Below are 23,774 nucleotides of genomic sequence, written 5' to 3'. Positions count from 1 at the left end.
CGGGAGTAAATATTAGAAGCGCCGCATCAGCCATATTCAAGGGATGGGGTGCTTCTGGGTGTTTATAACAGATAGTCAACCCAGACTAGGCTCCGCATACATTTTTCGTAGTTGTTTCTTAAGTATCTTTCCACCGGCATTGCGTGGAATAGTATCGGTAAATAGGATCTTCTTGGGGAGTTTAAATCCAGAGAGATACTTTCTGGAGAAGTCCCCAATTTCGCTTGTATCGACGGCACTATTGGCGACGATAACGGCGACCACAATTTCGCCCCATTTTTCATCGGGTGATCCAATGACGGCTACATCTGCGATGGCTGGGTGTTGCATAAGCACTGATTCAATTTCCAGTGACGAAATATTCTCGCCGCCAGAAACGATAATATCTTTTAGTCTATCGACAACGAAGAGATGCCCGCTATCACCGATTCGGCCGACATCGCCAGTAAGTAGAAAGTCATTTTGGATGGCTTCCTGAGTACCGCTAGGATTATTCCAATACTCTTTCATGACTAGGTCAGATTGAACGCAAATTTCTCCCGCGCCACCTTTAGTAACGGTATTGCCATCGATGTCTGTCAACTTGATTGCGGTTCCGATTATTGGTCTGCCTGCTGATCCTATTAACGGCGAGTCCTCTGAGCTGAAGATTGCTCTGTGATCTCTAGCGCCAAGTATGGAAATAACACTGTGGGTTTCTGTCATACCGTAAATCTGTACGAAATTGCAGCCGAAGTGTCGGTATGCTGCACGCAGTGCAGACTCGGATATTGGTGACGCACCGTAAAAGATAGACTTTAATTTAGGGTAGTGAGTGTCGCTAGCAGACTCCAGCGTCGTACAAGCTTGAATCATTGCCGGTACTAGAGCCGCGTGCTCTACTTGTCCAGAACTCAATAGCTGGCGTGTCGTTTCGGGGTTGAACTCACTTCGCAGTTGAAGCGTGGCGCCTCTGCTCAAGCACATTAGTGAAACGAAGATTCCACCAACATGGAAAAGTGGTAAAGCTTGATACATGCTTTCGCCGGCTAAGATCGAAACGTCGAGGGTAAGTGTTACTGCCACTAGCTGAGATACACAGTTGCCCTGCGTTAACACGACCCCCTTTGGGAAGCCGCTGGTGCCAGAGGTGTAGACTTGTAAATAGCCGCGATCGGCAGCAAAGCTAATCGCAGCCGGCACGGATGACTGTTGCTCAAGCCAATCGGAAAAACAGTGTTCATGTTTTGCTAAGTCTTTTGTATTGCCCTTGTCCTTGAGAATAAAGTGCTGACTAAGGTTAATGTCGCCTAGTGTAGCCGCCGTTTCCACGTCCATAATGAGGCATTGAGATTTGGCGTCACCGATTATCCAGATAAGCTCTGATTGGCTAAGTCTCCGGTTGATAGGGACGATAACGGGGCCGCCCAGTAGGGCGGCAGTAAGCAGTACGAGAACTTCATAGCGATTTTTACATACCAGTGAAATGCGATCTTCAGAGCTCAGACCTAGAGCCTTGAAACCATTTACTGCTTGCCAGGCATTCCGGCGCAATGTTGCGAAGGTGTATGCGTTGTTATCGTCAATAATAGCAATGCTTTCCGGTGCGGAATCACATTGGTAGTCAATAGCTGAAAATGGATGTATTTGCATCGTAGTACTAACCCCCCATTAGGGAAATAAGGCGTCGACCAATATTGCCGTAGGGAGGGTAAAGTAATTTGACCCCAGTAAATCGTCCTATACCACGCTGCTTAAACACCGGCTTCATATGCGAGAAAGTCAAAAAGCCTTCTTTGCCGTGATAAGACCCAAAGCCACTGCTACCAATACCGCCGAAGGGTTGCGCGGCCTGCAAATATTGCATCAAAACGTCGTTAATAGTGACGCCACCTGCATGGGTGGATTTAAGCACTTCGTCTTGCAAACGGTTTGAGTTCGAGAATAAATACAGGGCGAGCGGTCTGGCTCTTGCGTTGACAAAATTGATTGCGTCATTCACTGACTTAGTCTCTAAAACTGGTAATACTGGGCCAAAAATCTCCTCCTTCATTACCCGGCTGCCAGGTGAGGGATTAATAACCAGTGTCAGCGGAAATTTACGATTTTTTACGTGTTCAGGGCTAGGCTCTTCTAGCCTGACGATCCGAGCGCCATCGGCCTCGGCATCGTTTACTAGGGCTGTTAGCCTGTCGTAATGTGCCTTGTTGATAATTGAGGTGTAGTCATTGGACGCCACCCCATTTGGGAAATGCGCCCGAAAGTGGCGGGAAATCCACACGATAAAATTTTCAGTACTTCCTGTCGGTAGAAGGGCATAGTCCGGTGCTATACAGGTTTGACCAGCATTGTAGGTCTTTCCCCAAAGTACGCGTTTTGCAACTTCGTCAATCGGGTATTTTTCGTCAACAATAACGGGGCTCTTGCCGCCAAGTTCAAGGGTGACGGGTGTTAGGTTCTTTGCGGCGGCCGCCATCACAAAATGGCCAACGCGGGTGGAGCCGGTAAACATTAAGTGGTCGAATGGCAGCGCCGAAAAAGTAGCCGCGGCGTCGGCTTCACCGCCTTCTATTGAAATATGGTCGGGGCTAAACTTACTGGCAATAAGTTCGCGAAGTAATTTCTCTGTTGCCGGGGTGCACTCCGACATTTTCACCATGCACCGGTTTCCCGCGGCTATGGCAGATGCCAGGCCGGATACCGCGATATTAATAGGGTAGTTCCACGGTACAATAATGCCAACTACGCCTCGTGGCTGTGGCACTATTTGATTCTCTCCGGGTAAAAACCAAATTCCAGTGCCTCGTTTGTGAGGCCGCATCCAAGTACTTAGCTTATGACTGGCATAGTCGATATTGTTAATGCTATTGCTGATTTCAGAGAGGCGAGTCTCCTCGGTACATCTATTGCCAAAATCCTTACATAATGCAGTGATAATAAGATCACTATTGTCTGTTAGCAGATTCTTAAGTGCCTTCAGGTGCTGCCGTCTCTGTGTCAGAGATGGAAATTTATTGCTTTCAAAGGCGGCTTTTTGATTTTCAAAAATAGCATTGAAATTAGCGTTGGATGGTAGCTCGCGAACTAAATCGTGTGCTTGACTAATACTCATAATTCCTCCCTTATAAGACCGTAATCCGGTATCTCATCGATTCTGTGCAATGGTGAAATTAATCTAGCGATTCTGCCCTAAGCATCGATATCACCGCATAAAACAGCGTGATAGCTCCCACAAGAGCGGGAAAAAATGCGAAGGCCCCGGCTAGGCTGGCTTCACCCATGGCATTCGCCTCTAGAGTGAGTCCGTGATTGGGTGCAAACATGCCAAATAAATAGAACATGAAGTTACCCCAAACGGCGATTACTGTACCCAGGAATACACGGAAAGCCTGGGTGTCATTAAGATAAAAGGCTCGCATAGCGGCCCCAAAGCTTATCGCCATTATGCCGTTCATCATCATGCCTATATGTACTCCACGCCAGCCGGCGGCGGTGCCAGGCACGTCGAATTCGATAAGCAGCGGGATTGGACTGAGTGAAGCGCCGCCAATCATAGAGAAAATAAGAATGAATCCCGATACTAGGGAGACTAAGATGCCGAAAAATCCTTGGCGGATTAGCTTGTTAGAGTAGTAACTCTGCATGGTTATTGATCCACATATTATTGTTAGGAGGCGCTCGAGCGTAAATTCATGCATAGTAAGGTTTTTGTTACATACTGAATTTCGCTTTAACAGCGATATGCTACCTAATTGTGGGTGTTGTGAACCCAATCAAAGTGTTGGTATTGACAGTTATAAATATCTCAAATAGTTTTATTGTCATGCCTTTCGACAGATTTAAATACCTGAAAATAATAATAAGGATTCTCCGGCAGTGGACACCGCTCGATCAATATTTAGCCAATTTCAAATACTGGAAACAAAGTTAAAGCCGCCGTATCTGCGGGCCCAAGCGTTTGCGAGAGAGTCTTTAACCCGGCGTGTTGAGGCTGAGGCTGCCGCGACGCGCTTGCTTACCCTTATTGCTCCCGCAGGGTCGGGGAAAAGTACCTTGATGGCAGAACTATATAATGGCGCGCTAAGCAGTGGGCGGCATTGTTGCTGGCTAAGTTTGGATGTTGATGATAATGAGTCGGCTATTTTCTCAAAGTACTTTATAGCTTGTACCTACGGTCTCGATATTAAAAGTGCAGAGCGTGAGCTGGCATTTCTTAAATACAGCTCGAACAGAGATTACAGTGCATTATTTGATACGCTTTTAGCGAGAATAATTTCCATCGGCATAGAAATAACGATTTTCATCGATGACTTTCAGTATATTAGTAATCCAGAGATTATTCGATTTTGGAATCGTTTGATATTGCATGCGCCGCCGACCATGTGTGTCGTCATCGCCGGCCGAAATAGACTGCCTTTGGATCTAAGTCGGCGTCAGATTTCCGGAATGCTTACGGATATTACCCAAAATGATCTAAATTTGACGGCCACTGAAATCCAGCGTTACTTGGATCAAGCGCACAATATACCTTGCGAAATTAAATCCGCAGAGGTTCTGCACCATTCAACTGAGGGCTGGGTGGCCGGTGTACAGTTGGCAGCGTTGGCAATATCAAGCTCTAATACGCCTGCGGCAGATTTTGTAGAGGGGTTCACTGGCAAAGACAAGTCTTTGACTGAATATCTCCTGCAAACAGTGCTTAGTGAATTACCTTCCGATGTGCGAGCATTTTTACTGTCCTCATCGCCACTCGTTCGATTTTCCGCCGTTCTTTGCGATCATATAAACGAAGCAGACAATGGGCATCAAATAATAGAGTATCTGGATAAAAACAATATTTTCGTCGTTCCTGAAGATCGCGACGGAATATGGTATCGCTACCACCATTTATTCGAGGATTTTCTTCGTTCAGAGTTAAAAAAACAAAATCCCCTTCGGTATAATGAAATTTGTATTAGAGCTGCTCAGTGGTGGGAGTCGCAAGACTTATTAACAGAATCAATCCAGTATTATTTAACGGCCAACAATTTTGACAAGGCCGCCGACTTGATTACCGCTAGGGCGCCAGATATTGCCTTGCTGCGAGGAGATCACTCTACGATATTGGATTGGATGCGGAGGTTGCCGGAGAAGTATCACACTAGTCAGCCCCAGTTAGTATTAAATCACGCGTGGTCATGTACGTTTAGTCGAGATCCTGAGCGAGCGATCGAACTTTGTCACAAAGCGCTTGCTGGCTTAGAGGACGCCACTCTATTTGCTTGGGATTTAGATAAGGCTACGATAGAAACATGCTACTGGCAGGCGAAGACCACCGAGGTAATAGCGATAGTCGCTTCTGATGAGTTGATTAAAAGTGCGGATAAATGTAAGCAAATCCTAGATTCAATACCAAAGACCGAGCTATTTGATATTTCATCTATATATAACTGTTTGGCTTACTCAATGCTTGGCCAGCGAGAATATGTACAGAGTGCTCACTACGCCGCGGAAGCATACAAATTCTCGATTAAGTCTGGATCAAACTATGGATCAGTTTGGGCTGAGTTTCTTGGTGGTCTAGCTAATGTCGAAATGGGAAAGTTGAGGGCTGCCTCAGAGAACGCCAGTAAAGCCTCCCAAAAAGCCGGCCCCGCAAGCGACAATAATATCTCGCTATGTGCTATGGCTGATTTTATACGCTCGGAAATAAATGTTCAGAAGTGTAACTTTAATGTTCCAGCTGAAAGCTCCGGTCTGGGACGCTCCTTTATATCCTTGTATGGTCCTGTCGAGCCGCTGCTAGCTGCAATTAGAAATGAAGCTAGGAAATTGGTCTGGGGGGGGCAACTTAATTTAGCCTGGGAGGTTTTGCATCACGGTCAAGAGATAGCGCTGTCGACTAATCAGGGGCGCTTACATTTTGGGCTTGTTGCTGAGGAGATCGAGCTTCAAATATGGAGTGGCCAAGTTGCTGAGGCTAAGGAAACGGTAACGAGAACGCATTTCTTTACTTTTGATACCAGTGATTTGTCTGCAGAGTTAATTCCGGCGATTCAGGACACGACACAGCTGATCTTGGCAAGAGTCCTCTTGGCTGAAAATCAAGCTGAAAAAGCTCTTAAGATCATTGTAAGACTTATCAATGCGACAAGAATAAAAAATGATAGCCGTGTTCGGCTACTGCGAGCTCTGGCAACCATGAAGGCGGTTGCGCTATGGAACAACAATCAAAAGAAAGAGGGTGTTCGGGAATTAGATAAGGTCATCAACGATGCCGCACAGGAGGACCACGCTTATCCAATCTTAGTGTCTGGGCGTCAGCTTTTGCCTATTCTGGAAGAAATTCAATCAAGGCATCACCAGGGTATAGATAGCAACGAGTTAAAAGTTAAGAATAACTTTGTTAATCGACTGCTCCTGCTATTAAGCGGCGAAGCTGCTGAGTCAGTCGTTGAGCTTAAGCCTACTAATGCCAATGTTGCCGGGCGATATGAGCTCACCGGTAGAGAAATCAGCATACTTAAGCTGATAGGAGCTGGTATGGCGAATAGCGAAATAGCTGGCGAGCTGGTGATTTCTATAGCGACCGTAAAGTGGCATCTACATAATATTTATCAAAAAATTGATGTGAAAAGTCGAACAGCTGCTGCGGCTTATGCGCGTAAAATAAGTTTGATATAGATCCTAGGCCCTGCTGGCGTGCAAGTGCCGTTCTAAGGTCGTGAGTGAAACGCAGAATCTTCCCGCCGACTACCCGTTGGTGCCATCCGCCACCCAGTAGTCTTTGGCATTAACCGTGCTGATACCATTGGCGCTGATATCTTCCTGTCCTAACGATTTGATTTAAATACATAAAAAATAAATGCCCGCAATACTGGTGGGCCATCCTTTTAACTGGTTCCCAGTAAAAAACTTGCGAAACCCAACCTATAGATCGGCTCTGACAAGGAGCGAGTGTGTGATCCTAACAATATATTAGTTGGAGATAGTAGCTATGAACACACTTCCTTCGATTCACCCAATGGACGAGATTCCTGTTAGAGCACTTCAATTCAATTTGGACAATGTGCAGTTCCAGGACCCACTGTGGAGTCAGACTAAGCCAGAGTTTTCCATGTTCATCAATGCTCTTGGCGTTCACGTGCCCTACTTTGAGCGATATTTAATCAAAGCCCTATCCGGCGCTAAAAAGCTCATAAACGATGAGGGCTTGCTGAGCGACGTTTCTCATATCATTGGCCAAGAAGGTCATCATGCAAAGAATTTTATTAGCGTCAATCGTTGGCTGTCAAAGCGATATCCTGAAATTGCTAGTAAGGATAAGCAGGCTAAAGATTATTTCGCAAAGCACGCTAAAAATGATGACATGAAGCGTTTGCTTGCCTTCACTGCAGGATATGAAACATTTACGTTCCTGGGGGGGATGATCGTTCTTGATAATCATGAGAAGTGGTTTAAAGACAGCGATGGCGTAATGACCGCTTTGTGGATATGGCATCAAGTTGAGGAAGTTGAGCATGGTGCTGTGGCGTTTGATGTCTATCAGCACTTGTATGGCGAACACGAGTGGTATCGCAAGTGGATGGTTTTATTCGCACTTAGCCATATTGCTAAAGAAACCATTCAGAGCTATTGGATAATGGCAAAAGTAGAAGGCTGGACTAGAAATCCGTTTACTGCCGTTAAAAAGGTGGGGTTTTGTCTTCTAATGCTAAGTCGGTTTCTGAAATCCGCTTTGCCGGTGTTCAAAAAAGACTATCATCCGCGGCGACATCCTATGGTCACCACCAAGCAAAATCCGATTCAAATCGCATGGCGTCGATTTGAGCGCGCTGGCGCAGACGTTCTAGAGATAAACCATCAGCGACTGGCTGAAATAATGAATTTCGGAAAGTAATATAAAAACATACATATAGGAAATACATATAGTGGTAGCGAGTGCTGGAGACGTAACAATCACGTTCATAGAAAGTAGCGGTATTGAGAAAGTGACCACTGCAAAAATTGGAGAAAGTTTAATGGTGGTTGCCACCAATAATATGGTGGTAGGCATTGACGGTGACTGTGGCGGATCTTGTGCATGCGGTACCTGTCGAATATTTGCTGATGTGAGTATTCCTGGCCTACTTGAAAATCCCGAAGAAATGGAGCTGGATATGCTTGAATTCGCAGCCGACGGGGATCCAGGTCAAAGGTTAGGATGCCAGATAGCTGTCACAAAACAATTTGACGGGATAAAAATAAAAGTCGTGGAGTGAAAATAAAAAATTACTATGATGTGATGGCAGTTGCAGGCGATTTTGGAATCGCACTTAGCGACTAAATAACTAGTCTACGATGAAATCTGATGGAGCCTGGCCTGCGCTTGAGTTGTCCCTATAATCTCTTGGTGAGCAGTCGCTCCAGCGTTTAAAAGCGCGAGTGAAGCTACTTGTGTCGGTGTAGCCTAAATGTGCTGCCAACTCCTCGATCTTCATATCGCTATCTATTAGTAGTTGAAACGCCATTTGCTTGCGCTCTTCCTCAACTAATATGCGAAAGCTGGTATTTTCACGATCTAATTTGCGCCGTAGCGTCCGGCTAGAGATTGTAAGTGCGGCACCGACATCGTCTAGTGACGCCATTAGTCCTAATGGACCCAAAACTTGTTGCCGAACTCGATCTGATATTCCGCCGGGTTGACGTTGCCGTAGCTGCCGAGCACATTGATCCGCCAGTGCGCGGGCCAGCTTGGCGTCGTAAGTAGGCTGCGGTCTATCAACATAGTTTAGAGGTATACGAATGGCGTTGTATGCGCTTCGGAAATTCGGTTTGATGCCGCAGATCGACTCGATATAGCTTGTATCAGCGGTAGGCGGCCCAGTGAAGTTGGTTTTTAAATTTTGAATTTCATTCAGGCTAAGCTCTTTAATAACGGCGATACTGGTCGCCATATCGCGCTCCAATAGAAATTGGCGGAGATGAGTGGGAGTCGACTGAGGGTTCAAGCGCAAACCAAAATAGTCACCTTGTTCGAAGGAGTTGATCTCGCAGTACGCGGTACTTAAGGGCAAAAATCGTAATGCAGTTTGAAGAGCATCTCTTAATGTTCTACAAGTTCGTAGAGAGAATCCCCAAATTCCGAATGTGGCTATGTTATAGCAAAGTCCAATTTTAAAGCCGAGCGCCGCCACATTTGGAAGAGCAAGTATTAGATTTTCAATAAGCCGCATTTCCTGTTCGCGGCGAATAAGTGCGCCGCCGTCGTTTAGTTTATGCTCAGAAATATCGGTACCACATAAGCAGGTTTCTATATCGACACCATGCCCGGATGCGAAATTTATCATTACCTTGCTGAAAGCGACGGGTCGAAGCGTATTTTCTATTTCTAGCATTAAGATAGCTCGATTTGGTCGTCAATTGAATATGGCCGTAAGTGCTGTGTAAAAGGACATATCTGCGGTGTTATTTTTATTTGTTCAGCGCTAATGTACTGTTAAATAATTCAAGTTGTCAATCTGGATAAGGGAATGAATATGCAGGAAGAATTAGCTGATTTAAACAAGCAGGCGATTGCCGCGGCCATAGGACATATGGGAAAAGTTGCGTGGCCGACATTGGTACTTACATTTTTAGTTTGTAGTCTTTTTATTCCCTGTTTAGTACTTTTCGCCTATGGCTACATGTCAGTTTGGCTTGCCACACTTCTAATTGGCATACTCACCTATATTTCATATACAAGTTTACATGAGGCCGTGCATGGCAATATCGGTGGTAATAAACCGCACTTACGATGGCTCAATGGACTTTGTGGCTACGCTGTCGCGCCAATAATTGGTATCGCTTATGCCTCTCATAAACATGAGCACTTCACGCATCACCGTTTCACTAATGTTGAAGACAAAGATCCGGATTTTCGTATAAGTGGAATGGGTAAGGGGCCTGTAAGGGCTGTGTTAACCGTACTGTGGTTTTTCTTCGCGCAGAATGCTTTTTTTGCAAAAAACAATTGGCACTCAGCTAAGTTAAAAGATCGTGTCCTTTACGTAACTGAGTTGTGTGTGTCGCTTGGTTGGCGCGGTCTAATTATCGCAATTGTTGACCGGCCAGGTATTTCTGTCGTTGTGATCCTTGGTTATTTTATTGGCGCGTGGTGTGTGAGCTACTGGTTTGCCTATCGACCACATTTCCCCTATGACAATACTAAACGCTATCAGAATACCAGTAGCCTGATCATGCCCTCTTGGATGCGCCCTTTTGAATGGTTTTGGTTGGGGCAGAATATCCATTCCATCCACCACCTATTTCCACGGGTACCGTTCTATCGCTACCATGCTCTTCACCGCGAGATTGAACCAATACTCCGAGCCCATGGAACGCCAATTCTCGGTATCTTCAGTAGAAAACCTATAAAGGTGCCACAATCTTAAAATTAAATTCGGAAAACGCTTGATGTCGCTATCTAGAATAAGAATTAGTGTGAGTGTAATAAGATGCGATATGAAGTCATTGTGCATAGCTTATGCAGGCTGGGATAGCGCATAAGCTATGCCTGAATATGATTCTAAATATGGCGCGAAGGATTATCTGTGTCGTACGAGTTTCAATAAAGCGGTAGTGAGATAGTAATTCGTCTTGATAAAGTATGATTTCGAGGTGCTAGCTATCCGCCATTTTATTGGGGTGAACTTTAGATAATCTACGTCCGACTTGAAATTAGCTGGGAAATATAAAATGACGCTTCTATCAGATAAACACCCTTACGAAAAAAAGTATAAAATTATTCACGGAAAACGTATGGCCTACGTCGAACATGGCAGTGGTGATCCAATTGTTTTCCTTCATGGAAATCCTACCTCCTCATATCTGTGGCGAAATATTATGCCTTTCTTGGAGGGGGCTGGCCGCCTAATTGCACCGGACCTAATTGGCATGGGTGATTCCGAAAAGCTTGATGATAGTGGCCCTCAGAGCTACACCTATGTGGAGCATCGCAAGTATTTATTTGCTCTACTGGAGTCTATAGGTGCAGATAAGAATGTGACCTTGGTTATTCATGACTGGGGATCTGGATTGGGATTTCATTGGGCGCACACTCATAAAGACGCGGTAAAAGGTATCGCATTTATGGAGGCGATCGTGGCGCCAATCCCCAGCTGGGATCTGTTTCCCGAAAGTGAGCAGGATATCTTCAAAAGATTCCGGTCTTCTGAGGGAGAGCAATTAATTTTAGAGGACAATCTGTTTGTTGAGAAGGTTCTGCCAGGCCAAGTACTGAGAGTATTAACCGACGTCGAAATGACGGAATATCGTCGACCGTTTACCGAGACCGGGGAGTCGCGCAGGCCGACGTTGACATGGCCACGTCAACTTCCGATTGAGGGCGAGCCAGAGGACGTAGTAGACATTGTTACTGCATACAGTGCTTGGCTATCGGAAACGCATATTCCTAAGCTTTTCGTGAACGTCGAGCCAGGTGCAATTCTCGCTGGTCCGGTCAGGGATCTTGTCAGATCTTGGCCTAATATCTCGGAAGTAACTGTTTCGGGTCTCCATTTTGTTCAGGAAGATTCCCCACATGAGATCGGCGAAGCCCTGGCCGATTGGATGCGGAAGTTATAGAAAGGCTTATGAGTGGTCGTTCAAATCGAATGAACTGATATGTTTGAATGCTTCGGAGTTTGCTATCACGCCGAAGCGATATTTTAGAACAATGATAATAATACCTTGATGTACTTAGCTTCCTAATGGAGATAATAAAATGACAACGTCCCTAATCGCAATGGCCGCTTATACTGGCTGGGTACTACTGCTACTACTTACTATTATTGCCTATCGCGGATTTATGGTAATGAGTTTTAAGCGCAAGGCAGATGCTTGGACGCGTGGTGGTGAAACTCAAGATGGCCCGCTATTAAAGCGAGTTTGTGATGCACTTAGCAATAGTTTGGAAACTGCGCCGTTATTCTTTGGTGTTATTCTACTTGCCAATGTTAGTGATCAATCAGCAGTAACTGATGGTTTAGCAATGACGTATGTCGGCGCTCGTATAATACAGTCGGTCTCGCACATCATCTCCGTTCACCACCTGATGATCTTCGTGGTGCGCTTCCCCGCGTTCCTCGCGCAGGTGGCAATGTTGGTATGGTGGTCGCTGTCGCTTACGTCCGCTATTTAAGCAGATCAGCCAATGACTTTTTAGGCTGATGCCGATGAAGATAGTGCGGGGCGCAAATACAAAGGCCGCAAATGTCGTTTGCTTGCTTGGCGCGATCTCTGGGCAGAACTTTAAATGCTAATCTAAGCCCACGCCCCTAAGCGTGAATATTATCTTGGAATTAAGCGCAATTAGAATTATTGCGTTTCTATTTTTGTAATGAAAAAACTAAAGAGTAGACCAAGTTCAAATAGTATTAGCATGGGAACTGCAAGCAATGCTTGGGATATTATGTCGGGGGGAGTCAAAATCATTCCTACGATAAAGCAGGCAACAATGACGTAAGGGCGCTTTTCACTTAATGCCTGTCTGCTTGTTATGCCACTGCTTACTAGAAGCACGGTAGCTATGGGGATTTCGAAGGTTAGGCCAAAAGCGAGAAATAATTTCAGCACGGTATTTAGATATAGTGAAATATCTGGCGTGTAGGATACGCCGTCAGGTGTGACGCTACTGAAAAAGCTAAATACTAGTGGAAAGACCACGTAAAACGCAAAGGCGATACCAATATAAAACAGGATCACACTTGATATTAATAGCGTAATGCCAAGTTGTCTCTTATTACGATAGAGTCCTGGGGAGATAAAGCTCCACAGCTGGAACAGAAAGACAGGCATAGATAGGGCGAAGGCTGCACAAAGTACTAGCTTCAAGGGTGCCATGAAAGTGGATGTCACATCGGTAGCGATCATACTTCCTCCCTCTGGTAGGTACTGCAGAAGCGGCCCGGCAACAAGACTATATATATCGTCAGAAAATGGTATTAAGCACAGCGATGATATTAACATTGCCGCCAAAACACGTAGAAGTCGGTTTCTTAGCTCGGTTACGCGGTTCGTCAGATTAGAGCTACTACTAGTGCCTGCGGTATTTGAAGTCATAATGATTGAGGGTCATTTTTTGTGGAAGTCTGATTTTCAGCTATACATGTATCGGCTTCTGTTTGCTCTAGGATTTGCGTGCTGTCCTTTGCTATATCGCCTTGTACTGAGGAAATAGTATGCTGGAAGTTTTTCTTTAGCTCTGCAATGTCGGACTCTATTTGGTTTGTTGCTTCATTCTTTAATGTACTCTGTATTTCCCCTGCGCCAATTTCATGTTCAATTTCATAGCGCAGTTTGTTGACGGTGCGCTTTATTCGGCCAATATAGAGCGATCCGGTGCGAATAGCGCCTGGAAGTCGCTCCGGGCCAAGAACAAGCAAGCCGACTACGGCGATGACTATTAGCTCAAGGAAGCTCATATCGAACATGGTTGATTAGTTCCAAATGTGACGCAGAGGAGTAGCTTGCTATTCTGGACGATTCTTATTCTCGCTTAACACTTCCGCCGAGTTGATTTGCTCGTCATCTTCTTTTGTTTTTTGATCAAATCCTTTCATGCCGTCTTTGAAACCCCGTAATGCGCTGCCCAGATCGCTGCCCAAGGTGCCAATTTTTTTTGTGCCAAATAGTAAAACAATTATGGCTAAAACTATAAGTAGTTGCCAGATACTGATTCCGCCGATACCCATAAATAATCTCTGCAAGTAATTGATGACGTATAAGATCGTACGTCTGAGATAATTTTAACTGAAAATTCTGCTTTGCATCCCCGTAATAACCGTCTTTTTATAATTGTCGGTTTTAAGTGGCAGCAGGAATGTCTACGCACAATGAGTATAACTGCTCAATACTCATATTAGAAAGCCGATTTAAATTTAAATTCTATTTTTAAAATTTAGCTAGGAGTTAAGCATCATCTTAATGCATGTCTTTAGATGATAAAACCTTGTCCTCTACAGGCAAGCTATTTGAATTGCCGAAGTGCACCCTCCTAGGGTCTTTAGTAAAAGACTATATTTTCCTAGCTGTACCCTAAATAAGATCTGGCGTTCTTATATGCTTAAACTTGAGATAAGTGTTATGTGGCTTAGAATAGTGATTCCGTTGATGTGCTTTTTTGTGGTTCCGGAGAGCTATGCAACAAATGGCTTGTCATCCCATGGATATGGCATTGTTAACAAGGGTATGGGTGGTGCTGGTGTTGCCTGGTCTCAGGACTCCCTGGCGGGGGCAACAAATCCGGCAGGTATGAATTCGGTTGGCAATAAACTAGATTTCGGTACCGAAATATTCTCGTCTCACCGCGGCTACACGGTCACGGGTGGCGCTGTGGAGTCGCCGGGTGAGGGTACATTTTATCTATCTGAGGGTAGTCAAAGAAGTAAGAACTTATACTTTATTATCCCAAGCTTTGGATACAATAAAATGCTTGAAAGCGGCTCGTCCCTTGGGGTCTCTGTGTATATGAGCGGCAATAATACGGATTATTCTAGTAACACCTATTCCGGCGGTGATGCGGGGATTGATTTGAGCCAGATATTTGTTGTACCTACCTACTCTTGGCGCCTGAATGAAAATCATGCTTTTGGTGTATCTCCTACTCTAGCCTATCAGACCTTCGAGTTCAGTGGCGTGTCCCAATTTTCGGGATTATCCTCGAATGGAGATAAAATGAGTGATCGCGGCCCAGATCAAAGCTGGGGCTACGGTCTTGCTGTCGGATGGCAGGGGAGTTTAAGTAAGTCGATACACGCCGGCGCCAGCTATCGATCAGAAATTCGCATGGGAAAGTTGAGTAAATATTCGGGGCTACTAGCGGAGCAAGGTGGTCGTGATATCCCGGCAAACTTGATAGTGGGCATAGCATGGCGGGGCGGTAGTCATAATGTGGTTTTTGATATTCAGCGAATCGCTTACTCTGATGTGAAATCCACCGGGAATCGGTTTTTGCCAAACTTAAAGGCGAGTCGGCTGGGCGACGACGGTGGTGCGGGCTTCGGCTGGAAAGATATGACAATTTATAAACTGGGTTACCAGTGGGATGTGCGCCCTACTACCAGCTTACGAGCAGGTTTGAATTATGGTGAGCATTTTGTTCGCGACTCCGAGATTTTCTTGAATTTGATGTCTCCGGCTATTACTGAGTGGCATTACACCCTGGGTATCAGTGAGCAGTTATCGCCAAGATGGAAAATTAACGGTGTTTTATATTTTGTCGAAAAAGGCGTTTTGAAGGCTCCCAACCCACTGGGGCCTGGGCAGACCTTAATGATACATATGTATCAATATGCCGCAGGTATTAGTTTCACTTATAATTTTGACGGTTAGTTGTTGCTAACTACACGATCTCTTTAATTAGGCAAAGACAATAACGATCACTCAGGCGGAGGTTTTAGCTATGCCCTGCTTGGGTCGTCTAAAGCACCTTCGAGAGTCAGTGGGGCGGGGTAAGTCCAAACTAGCATGGCTAGCGTGCTGCCAGACTGGCGTGCTTGCAAGTATTCGCGCAAGTAAATACGCATAGTTAAAAGTAAGCATCGAAGGTCAATCTATCTTAAGTTCGCATTGTGTCCATAGGCAGCGGCAGCAGTTCTACTACGAACACCAATCTTTTGAAATATATTGTGGATATGCCATTTAACGGTGGCGACCGATAATTGCAGCTCTCCGGCGATCTGATTATTATCAAGCCCAGGAACGATAAGTTTTAAAATATCAAGCTCCCTACCAGTTAGTAACTTGGTAACATCGATATTGCTGTTTTCGAGCACCATTTTACGCTTGGGAGTATCTAGATCACCGTTGATAGAGGATATGATCCTTTCGATAAAATCGTACTTCACTGATAAATCCTTATCTACTAGTGGGTTTTTCCTCTTAGGCTGAATCTCCTTAAGAATTGCGAGAATTTCACTTCCAGCCATCACTATCTCATAGGCGTGATCTTCCGGAGCAGCGGCGTCTACTACTCGCGCCAATTCCCTCACGCCTTCTCTTGCTGAGCCGTTTCGCCATAGTCCAAGTGCTCTGAGTGACCGCATTTTATGTAAAAATCGAACCCTTGTGTCGCCGGTCTGTATGGTCGATTTAATAATATTACTTATTCTCTCAAGTGCTTCATCGACTTTACCGCCAGCCATCAAGACGCGGATCTCGATAACCGCAATTGTTTCCTCGATCCAAGGTTTAAATTCGATAGGTAGATTGATGTGATCGGACGAATAGAAATTCACCCTTCTGATTGTTTCTTTGGCCGAGTCAATGCCATCAAATCTAAGTTGCAACTCGATCTCTTCTGCGAGTAAAGCAAAGTGCAGTCGAAATTGATTAGTACTAAGCGCGAGATCCTGACCATTGCGCAAAATCTTGCGCGCACTATCGAATTCTCCAACCCAAAAGAGATGTCTAGCATCCCCTCGTATCGATGTGAGGAGCGGTTCGGCGGGCCCGTATAGCGAGGTAAAGGTATGGGTAAATTTTAATCGATGTTGCAACACATCAAAATTGCATTTTTGAACATTAACTTCATTATGAATAAAGTCAGCCATTGCGCGCAAATACGCATTGTGAGCATGCTCAATCCCAGCGGTAGCGGAAGCGCGATCAGCATCCTCAAGTGCACTATGTAGGCGGCCCAATTCAATATTGGCAAGGCCAGAAATAAAGTCTGCCCAGACTGCGGCGAATTTAGAGCCGGCCTGAATGCTATATTTATACCCTTCTGCGGCGTAATTAACGCTTTTTTGATACTCCCTAAGCCCCAGGCAAGCATAGGCCATCACTGAATAAGTTGTCGCCAGTGCGAGTAACTGCAGCGGTGGTGCCATTTCTATTATGGATTCGCACAAGATTATACTTTTACTTAATTCATCTGATACGACTGTTGCAATGGCCTCTATTGATTTGGCGAGCCAGAAAGCATCGTCGCTCTGATCTTTATTCAACGTCCAGCCATAAAGATCGGGGTCGTGTATCCCCGCAAAGACTTTTCTGCACAGAGTCACGGCCAGCTTTGGGTCGCGAGAGAAGGTGCTTGACCATGCGTGCACCAGCAGTAATTGGGGGCTTGAGGTATGGTATTCCTCAGGAAGTCTGCGCATCCAATCAAGTACTGTAGAGTGATCGCCACTGAGCTGGGCTAAATTTGGTCCTCTTTTGGTTATTAGCCCAGCTGCTTTATTAAAATCCCTTGCTAATAGGCAATACTGAACCGCTTCATTAAGTAAGTCTTCACTCTCACACCACGTCGCTGCGCTGATGCAAATCATGTCGTATTTTTCTAGATTGGATTTCCTTAGCTCGCTCCTTAAAAAATCAGAAAATAGATGGTGGTAGCGATACCAATGCTCAACATTATCTTCTGGAACAATGAATAAGTTGCTCTGATTAAGATATTCAAGCATCTCCCTGCCATTGCTGCGTTTGCAGACATGGTTGCAAAGATCTGCGGTGAATCTCGTTAGCGGTGCAGTATCGAGTAAGAATTCGCGAACTGGCACAGGAAGTTCGCGCAAAACTGTTTGTAGAAGATACTCGGTTAAAATTTTATCTTTGCCTGTAAAGCTTTCAATGTAACTCACGGCGTCGACTCGATCTCGACCAATTGCCAGTGCTGCAAGTTGAATGCCGGCAATCCAACCTTCGGTAAGTGACTGTAGTAGTGCGGCTGCGTGTTCAGGAACGTTTGTCTCATGAACTTCACGCAAGTATCTTGTAACTTCGCTAGCGCTAAGGTTGAGATCGCTTTGATTAACCTCAGTGATCATTCCAGATATCTTTTTTCGGCCAAGGTCTAGAGATAACTGATTTCGGCTCCCTATTACAATTCGAAGTAGGGGTGTAGAGTACTGCAGCAACTTATTCCAGAATTTGATAATGGTGGGATTTGTTATGAACTGAAAATCATCAATAAAGATCGCCGTCTCAAGCTGAACATTGACTAATCTAGTTAATAATATATCCAAAAATTGCTCATAGTTTCGGGACTGTCCTGCATCGCGGAAGGCGGACTCGCTTTCCTGAAAATTCTGGCCGATATCACAGCTGCTGGCGAGTATATACTTGGCGAAGATCGCTGGCTCATTATCGTCAGAATCTAAACTTAACCAGAAGCATTGTTCGCCCGCTTTCTCGCTCTCCTCGAAAATCTGCGCCATCAATGTGGTCTTGCCAGAACCTGCAGATGCAACTAATGTCAGCACGCCTGAAGTGGAATGCTCGTGCATGATAGAGCGTGTTAATTGCTCGCGGTAGAGAATAGCATTTCGAAGAAACGGCGGTCTCAGCTTCGATTCTATCAAGCGATATTGGCTAGCCAGACGAGTAATAGCGCTCACGATAAAAAACCTTATATATTATTAGCTAAAAAGTATAAACGTTCTGTATTTGTTGCTTATAGTAGCATCAGTCTAGCCTAGGTGTCGGCGCTAAAATCAGTTCTTGTATGACTGAAAAGCGGATTCTAAATACTCATCGCTAAAGCATATTTTAGGTGATATTTATAAGTCTGCCGAAGCGATGATTAAGGGCAGAAATTTCGTCGCTATTCCTTGGCTTGGCATAGTTTGAGCTAGATTGCTATCTGCGTAGCAGGGGCCGTATCCCCCCTGATTATGTTCGTCCTTTAATGAGGCGTGCTATTGAAAATGCTTGCGCATTCAAGTCCAGCAAGAGCCGGCCCAATGCATCTTCCTAAGCCAAGGTCACAATGAATAAGCACCTAAATCCTATTGGGAGCACGACTATTAATACGCGCAAAGATCCTAGTACACAAGTGGCCATGTAAGTATACTGAGCGAAAGTATTGGCCTGTAGGGCCGTAACTTGCGCCTATCAATATGGTCGTTCAGGCACTATGGGTTTCAGGCGTTTGTATAGCGGTTTCAATAAAATAGTTATAATGATTTGTAAGAGGCCTGATGACTGCACGCATAAGAAGTAGCTGTCTAAAAGGGTTTGATGCTCTTGTCAGTGAGTTAAACGGAGACGATAAATCTCTCATAACGGGCGCGGGGATCGATTGTAGCCGCTTATCCGATGAGGATTATTTTTTCCCGTTTGGCGATTTTACTCGCCTACTTTCTGATAGTGCGAGCAAGCTAAATTGCAGTGACTTCGGACTACGCTTAGCGGCTATTCAGGATCAAGAAATCCTCGGTCCGGTTGCGTTTCTTGCTTTGGCGTCTGCTGACGTGCGAGAAATTATAAATAGCGTTGGACAGTTTCTTTATCACTATACGCCAGCGATCGTACTTTCCTTAAAAGAGGGTGAGAGGAGTTATGCCTGCCTTGATTTTGTCGGCTTGCATGCCTCCAGTCATGAGCAAGTGGTTGAGCACACTGTGGGCTGTACCTATAACATCATTTCGTTATTGACGGGTGGTCTTTTACAGCCGATCACAGTGAATTTTCGCCACGCTATGATTTCAACGCAAGAGCAGTATCAAGCGATTTTCAATTGTCCTGTTTTTTTCAATCAACACCATGATGAAATTGAACTAGATACCCAATGTCTGGAGTTAAAGCTTAGCTCTAAGAACCCAAGTCTTCACAAACTGGTCTCCAACTACTTGTCGATGGTGGAAATAGAGACTGATTCCATCTCCCGCCCGATCGTGCTCGCAAGCCACCAAGCGCGTCATTTAATTAAAAAGCTGCTGCCAACGGGGCATGTTACCCGTGAGTTGGTATCCGAGAAAATGAACATGCAGGGTAGGTCGCTACACCGCAAGCTTCAAATGGAAGGTTACACCTTTGATTCCCTCGTCGATGAAGTTCGCAAGCAAGAAGCCGAGAAATTACTGAAGATTCAACATATTCCGATGTCGCAGATTACCGGAGCGCTTGGCTACAGCGAGCAAAGTTCATTCAACCGAGCATTTAAGAGGTGGTTTGGTGTTTCGCCGAGAGAATACATGTCTCGGGCGACGCACGGAAACCTTGAGGACTAAGGAAGGTCGGAGCCCGATATTGACTGTGAAATACCAAATCAGGGTCTTGATAGTCTTTGCAATATCTATCTGTGCTGAGACTTCCATCCTTCTTATGGAAGGTGGAAGTCTCATGCAGAGCAATAGTTGGGATAAGGACTAAGGATCTACGTTATTGCCTTGTGCTTTCTTTACCCTCAAAACTCTCGTGGGCACGAGATACAATATACGCTCGTATAGTATTTAGGTCATTTTTGTTAAGTACATTACTAAATGACGGCATACCTTTGGCACTTGAGATACCTTCATGGGCAACAAGGCCTAAGGCTTGATCGCTACTAAGATAAGGTGTCCAGCGCAGGTCAGGTACTAGGCCACTAGAAATAGCGTGATCGCCGTGACAGACCGCGCAGTTAACATCATAAAGTTGTTTGCCACTCGCAATAGTTGCGGCGTCAGCCTCAGACTTTGGTGGTGTTGGTTTGTTGACCACTAAATTTCGCAGGGCTGGCAGTTCGGCTTTTGCTCCCAGTTTGAAGACCATTAATCGCCCCACTCCTCGGCTAACACCGGGTGTGGCTTCCTCTTGGGGAAGTACTCCGCCATACAGCAAGGCAAATGTGCCGCCCCAGCCCGACGCAACGGCGATATATTGCTCGCCATCCAGTTCATAGCTGATCGGTGGTGCAACGATGCCAGTCTGTGCAAAAAAGTCCCAGAGCGGCTCGCCATTGTCTGCGCGATAGGCGACTAGCTTGGCACCGGCGTTGCCCTGAAATACTAGCCCCCCGGCTGTGGCAAGCACGCCGCCGTTCCAGGGACTATCGTGCTCAACCTGCCAGGCACGTTGCTGCTTTTTTGGATCCCAAGCGATCAAGCGCCCTTTGAGCAGCGCTTTAATAGCCTTGAAGTCAGCTTCATCCGAGGGTAGCGATGTCTTAGTCATGTCGGCGCCGGTATTCCAGCGACCTTCTGTGTATTTAAAATCCTCATCTTTGGCATATACGAACGGCGTTTCTATGGCTGGTATATATACCAAACCGGTATCGGGACTAAAGGCCATGGGGTGCCAGTTGTGTCCGCCAAATGGACCGGGCATTTGAGTATGTGGTGCTTGACTTCCATAGCGTGCGTCGGGGTTCTCCACCGGCCTACCGGTCGCTAGATCAATATGAGTTGCCCAATTCACCGGCACGTAATTTTCCGCCGACAGTAATTTGCCAGTGGCCCGGTCTATCACGTAGAAGAAGCCATTTTTAGGCGCCTGCATAATAACTTTACGGGCTTTGCCGTCGATCTCTAGATCCGCAAGAATCATGTGTTGAGTGGCGGTGTAGTCCCAAGAATCACCCGGCGTGGTTTGATAGTGCCAAACATACTCACCGGTATCGGGGCGTAGCGCAACGATCGACGACAGATAGAGATTATCGCCACCATCTGGGCTGCGTATGCTTTGATTCCAAGGCGAGCCATTCCCAACGCCGATATACAGTAGGTCTAGCTCCGGGTCGTAGGCCATAGAATCCCACACCGTGCCACCGCCGCCGAACTTCCACCATTCTCCCGTCCACGTCTCGGCCGCTTTAGCCATGGCAGCGTTCTCAAACCCGTCCGCCGGCTTACCGGGTACAGTGTAAAAGCGCCAAAGCATCTTGCCGTTGTTAATATCGTAGGCGGACATATATCCACGTACGCCATATTCTGCGCCGCCGTTGCCAATAAAGACCTTGCCCTTAACAATACGGGGTGCCCCGGTAATGGTGTAAGGCTTGCTTTGATCAACCGTCACCACGTCCCATAATTTAGCGCCAGTTTTGGCGTCTAGGGCTAGCAAGCGGCCATCAATAGTGCCGGTAATTACTTTTCCGTCGGCATAGGCTACGCCGCGATTCACCGCGTCGCAGCACGCATCTGCGGCTTTACTACGATCGACTTTGGGGTCGAACTGCCAGAGCATGGTGCCGGTTCTGGCGTCCAGAGCTGACACGATATTCCATGTCGCCGTAACATAGATAATGCCGTCAATGACCAGCGGTGTTGATTCGATGCCGCGACTAACGCCAAGATCGAAAGACCATGCCAGGCCAAGATCGGAAATATTCTCAGGGGTAATTTCTTGTAGGGGCGAAAAACGCTGTTCGGCATCGCCGCCCCCGTGTTTACTCCATTCCACAGCGGGTTCAGACGCTTCAGTTGTAAGCTTTGGAAAGGGAACGTAAGAGCAGGCAAGCAGCAGCAGTGAGAACAGACTAAGTGCGATAGTGCCCCCATGCAAGCGGGTAAATTTTAGGGTCATTATTATTAACTCCATGGATAAAATGGAAAACTTTCTACAAGTCCGGAGCGTGAAATAAGATGCTCGTGAACCGTTAGCACTGAAAACCTAAATTAGCCTCAGAGGCCATTTTCATACTTCCAGTCAACTACTGTGAGTGTGTTGGCCATTTACTTATAAGCCTGAGAGAAGTAAAAATTAGTGAATCAATATAAAATACGGCACATCGTTATTTTTATGGAAAATAGTTAGTCTCTGCGCGCAGCTGGGCCGTGCACAGAGACCATGGCCGCCGTCTAGCTAAGAGGCGACAATTTAACACCCATATAACTATAACCTTTGGCAAAGTTCGATTTTATGCCTACGGGCCCACTAACCACCTCAACATTCGAGAACCGATTCAAGATCTCTTCCCAGACAATTCGCAATTGCATTTCCGCTAGTCGGTTACCCATGCAGCGGTGTATACCATAGCCGAAAGACAGATGGCTACGCGCATTTTTACGATCTATGATGAGGTCGTTGGGGTTTTCGAAAACGCTTTCGTCACGATTACCCGACGCGTACCACATGACCACCTTGTCGCCCGCTTTAATCGACTTACCGCCAAGGGTAACGTCATGGTTGGCTATCCGGCGCATGTGGGCCAGCGGTGTTTGCCAGCGGATGATTTCTGAAATCATATTTGGGATGATGGATGGATTGGCCTTAAGTTTCTTGAATTCATCAGGAAATTTATTTAGCGCAAAAACGCCACCGGTTAAGCTATTTCGGGTAGTGTCATTGCCGCCTACAATGAGGAGCACTAAGTTGCCGAGTAATTCCATAGGCCGGTCCATCATATCTTTGGTTTCATCGTTTGCTTGCATTAATGAAATCAAATCTAGACCAGTTTCGCCATCGGGCTTATCCTCTGCCAGGCGCTGCATCCACAACTTCTGGAAGGTTTCTAAGCAATCACCTAAGCCAGCGGCGCGTTCTTCTGTAGTAAAATCTCCGTCTGTAAGTTCGGGTGTGCCTGTCGCCAAGTCCGACCAGTAGGTTAGTTTGCGGCGGTCTTCGAATGGAAAGTTAAACAGAGTGGCTAGCATCTGCGAGGTTAACTCGATAGATACTTTATCTACCCAGTTAAACTCCTCGTTTAATGGTAGGTCATCTAAAATCTTGCAAACACGAGTCCGAATTAATGATTCCATTGCGGCGAGATTCTTAGGCGCCACTACGGATTGCACGGCCATTCTCTGCTGATCGTGTCTAGGTGGATCCATAGCGATAAACATTTCGAGCGGTATTTCATCCTCAAAGTCGCCGATAAGTATCCCCGGCTCAGAAGAAAATATCTCATGATGTTTGTCGACATATAGAATGTCTTCGTAACGAGTAACCGACCAAAAAGGCCCAAATGGACTCTCGTTCTGAAAATGTACTGGGTCTTCATCTCGAAGGCGTGAGAAGTAAGCCTGCCATGCATCGCTTTCAAAGAGGCGGCCGCTACTAAAATCGAGTTCTTCCAAATCCAATGAATAGGGGTCTGGCACGAGCGGAGTTTTTATAGGGATGTTCATGTTATGCTCCTTTTGGAAAGTCTT

18 protein-coding genes are annotated in these 23,774 nt (G+C 45.9%); 8 read left to right on the top strand and 10 right to left on the bottom strand.

Annotated elements, in window-relative coordinates; all coding sequences use genetic code 11:
• Nucleotides 1-75: 75 nt before the first annotated feature.
• Genes AB4875_RS00575 through AB4875_RS00565 form a run of 3 tightly spaced genes read right to left on the bottom strand, consistent with a single transcriptional unit; the run spans nt 76 to nt 3,623 of the window.
• Nucleotides 76-1,632, bottom strand: a complete 1,557-nt coding sequence (locus AB4875_RS00575; RefSeq protein WP_368374083.1) for an AMP-binding protein — start codon at nt 1,630-1,632, stop codon at nt 76-78.
• 7 nt (nt 1,633-1,639) lie between these two features.
• Nucleotides 1,640-3,091 (bottom strand): coniferyl aldehyde dehydrogenase, encoded by a 1,452-nt coding sequence (locus tag AB4875_RS00570; protein WP_368374082.1) that lies wholly within the window; start codon nt 3,089-3,091, stop codon nt 1,640-1,642.
• 58 nt (nt 3,092-3,149) lie between these two features.
• Nucleotides 3,150-3,623, bottom strand: coding sequence for a styrene oxide isomerase (locus tag AB4875_RS00565; RefSeq protein ID WP_368374081.1), 474 nt, complete (start codon nt 3,621-3,623; stop codon nt 3,150-3,152).
• 232 nt (nt 3,624-3,855) lie between these two features.
• On the opposite strand from AB4875_RS00565, the gene AB4875_RS00560 reads away from it, so the two are divergent.
• The 3 genes from AB4875_RS00560 to AB4875_RS00550 all read left to right on the top strand — a co-directional run bounded on the left by AB4875_RS00560 (nt 3,856) and on the right by AB4875_RS00550 (nt 8,219).
• The gene (locus AB4875_RS00560) at nt 3,856-6,642 is read left to right on the top strand and encodes a winged helix-turn-helix domain-containing protein (RefSeq protein ID WP_368374080.1); all 2,787 of its coding nucleotides are present in this window, start codon (nt 3,856-3,858) and stop codon (nt 6,640-6,642) included.
• A 313-nt stretch (nt 6,643-6,955) separates the two neighbouring features.
• Entirely contained in the window at nt 6,956-7,858 is a 903-nt protein-coding gene (locus AB4875_RS00555) for a metal-dependent hydrolase (RefSeq protein ID WP_368374079.1), read from the top strand.
• A gap of 31 nt (nt 7,859-7,889) precedes the next feature.
• On the top strand, nt 7,890-8,219 hold the full coding sequence (locus AB4875_RS00550; RefSeq protein WP_368374078.1) for a 2Fe-2S iron-sulfur cluster-binding family protein: 330 nt from the start codon (nt 7,890-7,892) through the stop codon (nt 8,217-8,219).
• Nucleotides 8,220-8,288: 69 nt separating this feature from the next.
• Here AB4875_RS00550 and AB4875_RS00545 read toward each other — a convergent pair whose 3' ends face one another.
• Nucleotides 8,289-9,287, bottom strand: coding sequence for an AraC family transcriptional regulator ligand-binding domain-containing protein (locus tag AB4875_RS00545; protein ID WP_368374077.1), 999 nt, complete (start codon nt 9,285-9,287; stop codon nt 8,289-8,291).
• Nucleotides 9,288-9,476: 189 nt separating this feature from the next.
• On the opposite strand from AB4875_RS00545, the gene AB4875_RS00540 reads away from it, so the two are divergent.
• From AB4875_RS00540 to AB4875_RS00530, 3 genes are all read left to right on the top strand, one after another.
• The gene (locus AB4875_RS00540) at nt 9,477-10,370 is read left to right on the top strand and encodes a fatty acid desaturase family protein (RefSeq protein ID WP_368374076.1); all 894 of its coding nucleotides are present in this window, start codon (nt 9,477-9,479) and stop codon (nt 10,368-10,370) included.
• A 304-nt stretch (nt 10,371-10,674) separates the two neighbouring features.
• Nucleotides 10,675-11,562, top strand: coding sequence for a haloalkane dehalogenase (locus AB4875_RS00535; RefSeq protein WP_368374075.1), 888 nt, complete (start codon nt 10,675-10,677; stop codon nt 11,560-11,562).
• A 139-nt stretch (nt 11,563-11,701) separates the two neighbouring features.
• Complete coding sequence (locus AB4875_RS00530; protein WP_368374074.1) at nt 11,702-12,118, top strand: MAPEG family protein; 417 nt, start codon at nt 11,702-11,704, stop codon at nt 12,116-12,118.
• Nucleotides 12,119-12,294: 176 nt separating this feature from the next.
• Here the strand turns inward: AB4875_RS00530 and tatC are convergent, their stop codons facing one another.
• Genes tatC through AB4875_RS00515 form a run of 3 tightly spaced genes read right to left on the bottom strand, consistent with a single transcriptional unit; the run spans nt 12,295 to nt 13,670 of the window.
• Nucleotides 12,295-13,038: a twin-arginine translocase subunit TatC gene (gene tatC / locus AB4875_RS00525; protein ID WP_368374073.1), complete on the bottom strand. Its 744-nt coding sequence runs from the start codon at nt 13,036-13,038 to the stop codon at nt 12,295-12,297.
• A complete protein-coding gene (gene tatB, locus AB4875_RS00520) occupies nt 13,035-13,409 on the bottom strand; it encodes a Sec-independent protein translocase protein TatB (protein WP_368374072.1) in 375 nt (124 codons plus the stop codon). The genes tatC and tatB overlap by 4 nt, the downstream gene beginning before the upstream one ends.
• A gap of 39 nt (nt 13,410-13,448) precedes the next feature.
• Nucleotides 13,449-13,670, bottom strand: a complete 222-nt coding sequence (locus tag AB4875_RS00515; protein WP_368374071.1) for a Sec-independent protein translocase subunit TatA — start codon at nt 13,668-13,670, stop codon at nt 13,449-13,451.
• A gap of 367 nt (nt 13,671-14,037) precedes the next feature.
• Here AB4875_RS00515 and AB4875_RS00510 point away from each other — a divergent pair, with 367 nt between their 5' ends.
• Complete coding sequence (locus AB4875_RS00510; RefSeq protein WP_368374070.1) at nt 14,038-15,309, top strand: OmpP1/FadL family transporter; 1,272 nt, start codon at nt 14,038-14,040, stop codon at nt 15,307-15,309.
• Between the two features lie 221 nt (nt 15,310-15,530).
• On the opposite strand, the gene AB4875_RS00505 is transcribed toward AB4875_RS00510, so the two are convergent.
• The gene (locus AB4875_RS00505) at nt 15,531-18,317 is read right to left on the bottom strand and encodes a winged helix-turn-helix domain-containing protein (RefSeq protein WP_368374069.1); all 2,787 of its coding nucleotides are present in this window, start codon (nt 18,315-18,317) and stop codon (nt 15,531-15,533) included.
• 582 nt (nt 18,318-18,899) lie between these two features.
• Here AB4875_RS00505 and AB4875_RS00500 point away from each other — a divergent pair.
• Nucleotides 18,900-19,931: an AraC family transcriptional regulator gene (locus AB4875_RS00500; RefSeq protein ID WP_368374068.1), complete on the top strand. Its 1,032-nt coding sequence runs from the start codon at nt 18,900-18,902 to the stop codon at nt 19,929-19,931.
• Between the two features lie 151 nt (nt 19,932-20,082).
• Here AB4875_RS00500 and AB4875_RS00495 read toward each other — a convergent pair whose 3' ends face one another.
• Both AB4875_RS00495 and AB4875_RS00490 read right to left on the bottom strand, forming a co-directional pair.
• Entirely contained in the window at nt 20,083-22,206 is a 2,124-nt protein-coding gene (locus tag AB4875_RS00495; protein ID WP_368374067.1) for a PQQ-dependent dehydrogenase, methanol/ethanol family, read from the bottom strand.
• 275 nt (nt 22,207-22,481) lie between these two features.
• Complete coding sequence (locus tag AB4875_RS00490; protein WP_368374066.1) at nt 22,482-23,750, bottom strand: cytochrome P450; 1,269 nt, start codon at nt 23,748-23,750, stop codon at nt 22,482-22,484.
• Nucleotides 23,751-23,774: the final 24 nt, after the last annotated feature.

The sequence above is a fragment of the Zhongshania sp. R06B22 genome (assembly GCF_040892595.1).
GTDB lineage: Bacteria > Pseudomonadota > Gammaproteobacteria > Pseudomonadales > Spongiibacteraceae > Spongiibacter > Spongiibacter arctica.
The sequence above is the reverse complement of the archived record's forward strand: the minus strand, read 5'-3'. Positions and strand labels throughout refer to the sequence as shown.

Excerpts from the sequence above, each read along its gene's own strand:
- AB4875_RS00575 (WP_368374083.1), bottom strand. The coding sequence starts at position 1,632 with ATGCAAATACATCCATTTTCAGCTATTGACTACCAATGTGATTCCGCA.
- AB4875_RS00570 (WP_368374082.1), bottom strand. The coding sequence starts at position 3,091 with ATGAGTATTAGTCAAGCACACGATTTAGTTCGCGAGCTACCATCCAAC.
- AB4875_RS00565 (WP_368374081.1), bottom strand. The coding sequence starts at position 3,623 with ATGCAGAGTTACTACTCTAACAAGCTAATCCGCCAAGGATTTTTCGGC.
- AB4875_RS00555 (WP_368374079.1), top strand. The coding sequence starts at position 6,956 with ATGAACACACTTCCTTCGATTCACCCAATGGACGAGATTCCTGTTAGA.
- AB4875_RS00545 (WP_368374077.1), bottom strand. The coding sequence starts at position 9,287 with ATGATAAATTTCGCATCCGGGCATGGTGTCGATATAGAAACCTGCTTA.
- AB4875_RS00540 (WP_368374076.1), top strand. The coding sequence starts at position 9,477 with ATGCAGGAAGAATTAGCTGATTTAAACAAGCAGGCGATTGCCGCGGCC.
- AB4875_RS00535 (WP_368374075.1), top strand. The coding sequence starts at position 10,675 with ATGACGCTTCTATCAGATAAACACCCTTACGAAAAAAAGTATAAAATT.
- AB4875_RS00530 (WP_368374074.1), top strand. The coding sequence starts at position 11,702 with ATGACAACGTCCCTAATCGCAATGGCCGCTTATACTGGCTGGGTACTA.
- tatC (WP_368374073.1), bottom strand. The coding sequence starts at position 13,038 with ATGACTTCAAATACCGCAGGCACTAGTAGTAGCTCTAATCTGACGAAC.
- tatB (WP_368374072.1), bottom strand. The coding sequence starts at position 13,409 with ATGTTCGATATGAGCTTCCTTGAGCTAATAGTCATCGCCGTAGTCGGC.
- AB4875_RS00515 (WP_368374071.1), bottom strand. The coding sequence starts at position 13,670 with ATGGGTATCGGCGGAATCAGTATCTGGCAACTACTTATAGTTTTAGCC.
- AB4875_RS00510 (WP_368374070.1), top strand. The coding sequence starts at position 14,038 with ATGCTTAAACTTGAGATAAGTGTTATGTGGCTTAGAATAGTGATTCCG.
- AB4875_RS00500 (WP_368374068.1), top strand. The coding sequence starts at position 18,900 with ATGACTGCACGCATAAGAAGTAGCTGTCTAAAAGGGTTTGATGCTCTT.
- AB4875_RS00495 (WP_368374067.1), bottom strand. The coding sequence starts at position 22,206 with ATGACCCTAAAATTTACCCGCTTGCATGGGGGCACTATCGCACTTAGT.
- AB4875_RS00490 (WP_368374066.1), bottom strand. The coding sequence starts at position 23,750 with ATGAACATCCCTATAAAAACTCCGCTCGTGCCAGACCCCTATTCATTG.